The following is a 7,876-nucleotide window of genomic DNA, read 5'->3' as shown; positions in this document are numbered from 1 at the left end:
TGCGAACGAGCTCCGGAAACTTGCGATACCGCTTTTGACGAGTACGCGGAGGCATCGTATAATTGGTATTTTTCCGGATGGCTGAACTATCCGACAAAACTTCCCATCGGATCAATTACCTATAAAGACGGATTTCTTGACAAGATTGTGAACAATAAAGCGACTTCTCAGGACTTGGTTAATTATATGATAAAGGAAAATATAAAAAATAACCGAACCAGATCTCATTTTTCTGAAAATCATGATACGCAAAGAGTGCAGGCGGCTTATCCGAAGCAGAATAAGGCTTTGCTGGCTATGATATCCACAATTCCGGGAGTGCCGATGATATATGCGGGGCAGGAAACAGGAAACATAAAAAAACAAGCTTTTGATTTATCTAACTATGACACCAATTCAGATTTATGGCAGTTTTATAAAAAAGTTTTTTCTATCCGCAATTCCAGCAACGCCCTGAAATACGGCGACATTAAAAATATCTGGAAGTCAGGCGATAATATTTATGCCTATTCAAGGACTTATGAAAATGAAGCTGTCATTGTCATAATTAATTTCAACGGCAAGCAGGCGGAAACCGTTTTGAATATTCCGTTTCCAAACGGAACGCGATTGACAGACGAATTGAACGGCGAAACTTTTACCGTTAGCGATTTTGCTAATTTTAAGATAATTGTGCCTGCTTACGGCTCAAGGATATTAACAATTAAAAGGTAAAATATATGAACAAAAAAATCTTAATTTTTGCGGCAGTATTGTTTATCGCAATTGTTGCAGTTTTGATAATTCAGCATGTCCCACCCCAAATGCCAGAGAAAATAAACAATACACTAAGCAGCGACTGGGCAGACCCAAAAAACGATTTAAGCAAAGTAAAGGTCGCGGTTCTTTACCAAAATATAATTGATGAGCCGCCCTTAGGGCCGCAAAGAAGCACCGGCGATGTCATCCGGATTCTTAATGAGACTCATGCAGACATGGTATTCCGCAGCTTCTGGAGATGGCTTCCTGCTTTCGATTCTCCGGAAAATATTCCACCCGAGATCGTAAAAGAATATGCGGAACGCACGGGGATCAAGCCAGAGCAGATTCCGTTGCTGGTCGAGAAAAGTGGCTATAATTACCAAGAACTTGAAAAAAGGATATCTGCGATAAAAAGGGAAATGCCAAATGTTATATTCGTGGGAGCAATACCTGCCCAACGTATCAATAGGATAGATAAAAACGATATAACTGGGAAAGTCTATACTACTAATGAAACATGGGCAATGGCGCTTGACCCGCAAAAATGGAGCATACAAAAAAATGGTAAACCATTTACTAAAGAAGAATTTCAGGCGCAATTCGCCGGCTGGCACGGATGGGCAAAATCTGAAAACTATGATTACAGAGAAGTTGAAGCATACTTTCCGGATATAACAAATCCTGATTATCAAGGACTTCTTTTAAGTTGGGCTAAAAGACAGATAGACGCGGGAGCGGATGCAATCTGGATTGACGGCTTGCCGCAGACATCGCTTTTTTACCCGTTTGTCAAGGACACAGAACATCCCATAATTAAGGATTTATTTAGCGCTTCGGAAAAAATAATAAACGAAATACATAGATACGGCGAATCAAAAGGAAAGCGTATTTATGTTGGGGCGTGGGCGGTTCCATTCAAATATATTGAAGGATTGCCGCAGATGCCGTCCAGTGTTGATTTTGTAACAATGACGCCGACTGAAAACGAAATTCTGAATAAAAAACTTGACGAGAGCTATGAGAAGATATCGCGCGCCAAAAGATTATACGACAATACCCCGATTTTTGCCTTTATCGATTGGAGCATGGATATTTCGCCAACGGTTGATTTCAGCCAGAAATTGAATAAAAAAGAACAAAGCGGCTTATTGCAAACTCTTGACGATTCTTTTGCGAAAAACGGCGTTAATTTTATTTATCCTCTTCACGGGGGCTATATGGGGCCGAGCGCGAAAAGGCTTGCATTCGGAAAATACAGGAATTACGACTCCCTTGCTCCGGAATTCAACACCTACGAAACGATCAAAGAACTTGCGAATAAAAAAGCAGCCAAATAACAATTAAAAGGTAAAAATTATGAATAAAAAAATCTTAGTATTGTTGGCAATAATTATAATCGCCATTTTAGCGATAGCTGCTATTGCTATAAAACAAAAAAGAGCCGCTCAAAACTCGGAAATAACCAAAGAAGAATTGCAGCAGAAATTTCAGTCATTAAAATCACAGTATGATGCGGCCAAAGCGCAGGGCGTTGATGTTTCGGAAGTAGAGGGGTTGGGGCTGGAAGCGAAGCAGAATTATGATAATGGAGATTACGGAAAAGCGAACGAACTTTTGGACAAAGCAAAAGGCGCGTTAGAGGAAATAAAAACCTCAAAAACATCTCCTATTCCTGCACCCTCAACGCCACCCGCGACTACTTCCACGCCTGCAACCCCGGCGCCGGAAACATTAAATGAAACCATTGTAATAGCCGGCATTCCCCAGATGAACATGCCAAAAGCGGGAACTGTAAAGCCTTCATGGAAAGAAGTTGAGGGGGCATTGCCGGAATTAAAAGAAACCGGAGCAAATACCATTTTCATCTGGACTCCTTATGATGCGATATGGCCGGAGGCAGGGCGGACAATACCGGTGAAAACGGAAAAAGGCATTGAGAACATGGAAATCAAGGATACATTCATTGTTAAGGACTATCTTAAACCCGACTCTGAACGGGGAACCGAAGAAGAATTCTTGCACATGGTGCAAACAGCTCATTCGCTTGGCATGAAAGTCATTGCCCAATTACAAATCACGGTTACGGCGCCGGGCACTTTTGTCTATGATAATCATCCCGAGTGGATGCTAAAAAGCATTTATAGAGAGCCGGCGATATTCTGGCCATGGCCACTCGCCCAATACGGGTATGTCGTGAATAAGGATAACCCCGAGTTGATTAAATACGTAACAGAAACAGTGCTTCCTCACTGGGTCAAAAAATGGGGCGTGGATGGAATATATCTCGATTCGGCAATGATGGCATATTGCAATTCTTACATAAAGGATCTATGCGATAAAACCGGATATGCAAAAGGCTTTGAATGCTTGACGCCTGTTGACGGATATTACAGCCCAGAACCTCTTGCAAACGCCATGCGAGAAAAAATAGAGCAATTGGGAAAGGAAACGGAAAAGAATCTTGCCTTTGCTTCTGAAATAACATGGAAAAGCACAAGGGATATGCCCGATGATTTAATTATGAAAACCTGCAAAGGAGATATTTCCGGATGGTACGTGGATCCGAGAGTGGACAGGACAATCGGAAAATATTTTGATTGGGTGCAGGGCTATAATTTCAGAAGTTTGTTAAAGCTGGTTTACGGAGGCACAGGATATTCATATTCTGAAAATTATGTCAAGGCATTTAAGCTGACGCAGCAAGAGGAAAAATACACAAAAACCGCCAAGTTTGTTAATACTTGGGTTGAGGCGAATAAATTTGTGGATCTCCTTAAGCCGGATGTCTCGAACGCGTATCTTACTTTAGCTATCACCGCTCCGGGAAATATTATTTGGATAGGAGAATATCAAATTATTCTTGCCGAGGAAGTCGGAGAAAAATTATTTGGATATAACGCGGATTCTTTAAAAAACCAGTACAAAAAACTAATAATGATTAAAAAAACCCTGCCTTCTTTGCAATCGGATAATATCGAAGACGCCTTGGTTTCTCCGAAAGTAAAGAAGCTCATAGCGTACAACAGATGGAGCGAGAATGAGTCGGCAACGGTAATCGTAAATGCAGGCGATAAGTCCGTTGACGCCATTGTCAAAACAAAATTCGGCGGAGATGCCATAACCGTTTACGACTTGTTATACAACGAAACATTTGCAGGCAATTCCAGCGAATTGAAAGTTCATATGCCCGCTTACGGCTCAAGGATACTAATAGTCAATTAATTTTAATTATTTAAACAAATAAAAACTGATCAATATGAATAAAAAAATCTTAGTACTGTTGGCAATAATTATAATCGCCATTTTAGCGATAGCTGCTATTGCTATAAAACAAAAAAGAGCCGCTCAGAATCCGGAAATAACCAAAGAAGAATTGCAGCAGAAATTTCAGTCATTAAAATCACAGTATGATGCGGCCAAAGCGCAGGGCGTTGATGTTTCGGAAGTAGAGGGGTTGGGGCTGGAAGCGAAGCAGGCGTTTGATAATAAAGATTACAAAAAAGCCGGAGATTTACTAGATACGGCTCAAACGGCTTTGAATAAGGCAGTTATTCCTGCAAAGACGCCTATTTCACCATCACCCATAATCCTGCCTGCGCCTTCGCCAAAATCCAGTCCCGCGCCAATTGGCAAAACATGGCTTAACGAGGGAGCGATTTACGAAACTCACCCCTATTATTACCCAAACCATTCTTTCAAGGAGATAACTGAACAAATTCCACACCTTAAGGAATTGGGCGTAAAGACAATATATTTGATGCCTATTTGGGAAAGAGCAATGAAGAGGCAGGAGACAACGCTCATATATTTGATTAATGATTATTATAAAATTGATCCGGCGTATGGCTCGCCCGATGATCTCAAAGAATTGATTGATATAGTGCATAAAAACGATATGAAAATTTTGTTTGATCTCGTGACCTGCTGCACGCCTCCAAATAGTATAATTTATAATAATAATTGGACTTATAGTTTTTCCAGCACCGAACTCGCAGAAAAAGCAAAAGAAATGAATTGGAAATTGGAGTACACAACACTGGATGGTAGAAATTTTGTTTTTGCTGGCAAGCATAAGTCGTCGGTGGCAGGGGGTAAAGATCTTTATGAATTTGGCGGAGAAATCAGCGGAGATAGAATTATGGTGCGGAGTTTCCCAATAGCTGGATGGGGTCCGGCAGTGGACTTGGGAAATGCCAATGTAATCAAATATTTTACTCAAATTGCGGAATACTATGTAAAAGAATATGGTATTGACGGATGGAGAATTGACGCGCCGTCTAATAATTATAATTCGATGGTGTTCTCCGGCGACCACTCTTCGGAAAAATTACTAATAAGCGCGATAGGCGCTGTGAAAAAGATTAAGCCCGATGCTGCGTTTATATCCGAACCTGGCTTGTCCAAAAAAGTGCCGGCGGAATTGGAATATGCTAATCTTCCGCGCCTTATGCCCGGTATTGCCGCAAACACAATAACCTCTCAGCAACTCATAGATAAACTTGCGCAAGGTATCGCGACATTGGGCAAAACGCCTTTACTTGTTTTGGAGTCTCACGATCAGTCAAGACTGAATAAGGATAATTCGACATTGAATAAAAATTTTTTGGTTATGATTTCCACTCTTCCGGGAATTCCGTTCATACAAGCCGGGCAGGAAATTGGAGCGACGAATGATTGGTTTAGAACTGGAAATGCTGACCCCAAAGTTAATTGGATTAATGGAGATTATGGTTTAAGAGATTTTTATAAAAAAGTATTTTCTATCCGCAATTCCAGCAGCGCTCTTAAATACGGCGACATCAAAAACGTCTGGAAATCCGGAGACAATATTTATGCGTATTCAAGGGCTTATGAAAATGAAACGGTAATCGTTGTAATTAATTTCAACGGAAAACAAGTCGAAAGCGTTTTGGACATTCCATTTCCAAACGGAACGCGGCTAAAAGACGAACTGAACGGAGAAATTTTTACTGTCAGTGATTCTGCTAATTTTAAAATAACTGTGCCTGCTTATGGCTCAAGGATATTAACAGTTAAGTGAAGTTTATGAACAAAAAAATCTTGCTTTTATTAGGAGTCGTATTGGTTATTGCGATATTGCTGATCGCTCCAAAAAATGAATTGGAACAAATAGATTTGTCGAAAATACCATATGCCGGCCCGCAGAATGATCTTTCTCGGGTTAAAGTCGCTACGGTGTACGAAAAAGTGACTGACAGAGAATCCGGCGGCGGCAGGAGTCTTAAGAATACTGTCAAAATGCTAAAACAAACCAAAACAGATTTAATTTTTTTAGGTTTTTATACTTGGACAATACCCGCTCCGGATTCTCCGGATAATATGCCTTCTGAATTGCTTGATCGTATTGCCGAGTTTGCAAAAACTACAACTAAAAATGTGCCCGAGTTGGTCAGAGAATTGGGCTACTCATACGAAGAGCTCAGAAAGACAATACCTGAGATTAAAAAAGAAATGCCAGGAGTCATATTTGTAGGCGCGATTCCTTCAGAAGCTCTGGGAAGAATTGAAGTAGATCCCATAGCAAACACTGTGATCAATGCTAATGATACTTGGGGAATGGCGTTTGATCCGCAAAAATGGAATATAACCTATATATGTCCGGAAGATATATGCAAAGACTATCCGTCACTTAGAGGGAAACTTTTGAATAAGGAAGGATTTCAGGAATATTTCGCGCTGACCAATCATCTGTTGAAGCTTGGCGAGAAATATGATTGGCAAAAAGCCGAGGGATATTATCCGGATCTGACGATTCCGGCTTTTCAAGAGCTTCTTGTAAATCGCGCTAAAAAACAGATAGATTCAGGCGCAGATGCAATTTTTATCGATTTGCTTTATATCCAAGCGGAAAGTCTTAAGGCCATGGTCAATAATAATGAAAATCATCAAGCTGTTAAAGATTCCTATGATGCTGCAGGTAAGATCATAGATGCAATTCATGAATACGGAAGATCAAAAGGAAAAAACATTTATGTCGGAACATGGGCTGATCCGGTAATCTATTACAATCGGCAAGCGCCAAAGCTCGATTTTGTCACGATCACTCCGACACCGGAAGAAATATACAGCGGAAAATTCGACGAAGAAAGATGGGATAAGATAAATTCTAAAGTTGAAGAAAAGTTTGGGAAGATACTGCGATTAGTTTTTATTGATTTCGGCTGGGCTAATAATTCGCCTATGGATGTTTTTAGCCAAATGCTGGATAAAAAGCAGCAAAGGGATTGGCTCAAAAAAGCGGATGCTTTTTTTCAAAGTAAAGATATGATTTTTATGTATCCTGTTCATGGCGGGGATTTTACGCCTGGCGCGAAAAGGCTTTCTTTCGGCAAATTCGCGAAATATGATTCGCTTGCTCCGGAATTCGAGACATACGAAACTATAAAAGAGCTTGCGTTAAATAAATTTCAAAGGTAATTTGATGAATGTAGTAATATCTCTTGGCGGTTCGCTTCTTACGAAAGACTTCTCGGTTAGCGGAGTAAAGCAGTACATTGACGTCCTGAAAAAAATCGCGCAAAATACAGAAAAGCTCGTAATCATAGTCGGAGGCGGTAGAGTCTGCCGCCAGTACCAGGCGATTGCTCGCGAACTTGGCGCAACACAGGACATGCAGGATTATATCGGCATAAAAGCCACGCATTTCAATGCATCTTTGGTCGCCTCCGCACTCACAAAATACGCCGAAGTTCCGAACAATGAAAAAGGGCTTAAAGCCGCACTTTCTAAAAATAAAGTTGTTGTCGCAGGCGGGCTTAAAGCCGGGCAGTCAACTGATGCAGTTGCCGCTTTTGCAGCAAAGGAAATAAATGCGGATTTATTGATAAACGCGAGCAATATTGACGGGGTTTATGATTCCAACCCGCGCGAGAATAAAAACGCAAAGAAACTCCCGGTTCTGAATTACGTACAGCTAAAGCAAATTCTTTCGGCAAATGCCCAGCTTCCCGGGCAGTACGGGCTTTTTGACTTGAGGGCGGCAGATACGATTTCTCGCGCGAAAATCAAGACAATTTTTATCGACGGCACCGACGCAGAAGAAATATGGCGCGCAGCTTTCGGAAAGCATGGCGGAAGCGTGGTTGAGTGATGCAAACTATAGATATCTGCAAAA

The 7,876-nt window shown here is 41.0% G+C and carries 6 protein-coding genes; all 6 read left to right on the top strand.

Annotated elements, in window-relative coordinates; all coding sequences use genetic code 11:
* Positions 1-714: alpha-glucosidase C-terminal domain-containing protein (locus tag KKB09_05305; protein MBU4300604.1), on the top strand; the 714-nt coding region annotated here is incomplete at its 5' end.
* 5 nt (positions 715-719) lie between these two features.
* On the top strand, positions 720-2,078 hold the full coding sequence (locus KKB09_05300; GenBank protein ID MBU4300603.1) for a hypothetical protein: 1,359 nt from the start codon (positions 720-722) through the stop codon (positions 2,076-2,078).
* Between the two features lie 19 nt (positions 2,079-2,097).
* Positions 2,098-3,963 (top strand): hypothetical protein, encoded by a 1,866-nt coding sequence (locus KKB09_05295; protein MBU4300602.1) that lies wholly within the window; start codon positions 2,098-2,100, stop codon positions 3,961-3,963.
* A 34-nt stretch (positions 3,964-3,997) separates the two neighbouring features.
* On the top strand, positions 3,998-5,782 hold the full coding sequence (locus KKB09_05290) for an alpha-glucosidase C-terminal domain-containing protein (protein ID MBU4300601.1): 1,785 nt from the start codon (positions 3,998-4,000) through the stop codon (positions 5,780-5,782).
* Positions 5,783-5,787: 5 nt separating this feature from the next.
* Entirely contained in the window at positions 5,788-7,179 is a 1,392-nt protein-coding gene (locus KKB09_05285) for a hypothetical protein (protein MBU4300600.1), read from the top strand.
* A 4-nt stretch (positions 7,180-7,183) separates the two neighbouring features.
* Positions 7,184-7,852: a UMP kinase gene (pyrH, locus tag KKB09_05280; protein ID MBU4300599.1), complete on the top strand. Its 669-nt coding sequence runs from the start codon at positions 7,184-7,186 to the stop codon at positions 7,850-7,852.
* The last annotated feature ends 24 nt before the right edge of the window (positions 7,853-7,876 follow it).

The sequence above is a fragment of the Nanoarchaeota archaeon genome, from assembly GCA_018897155.1.
Lineage (GTDB): Archaea > EX4484-52 > EX4484-52 > EX4484-52 > LFW-46 > LFW-46.
This window is presented reverse-complemented; position numbering and strand designations above follow the sequence as displayed.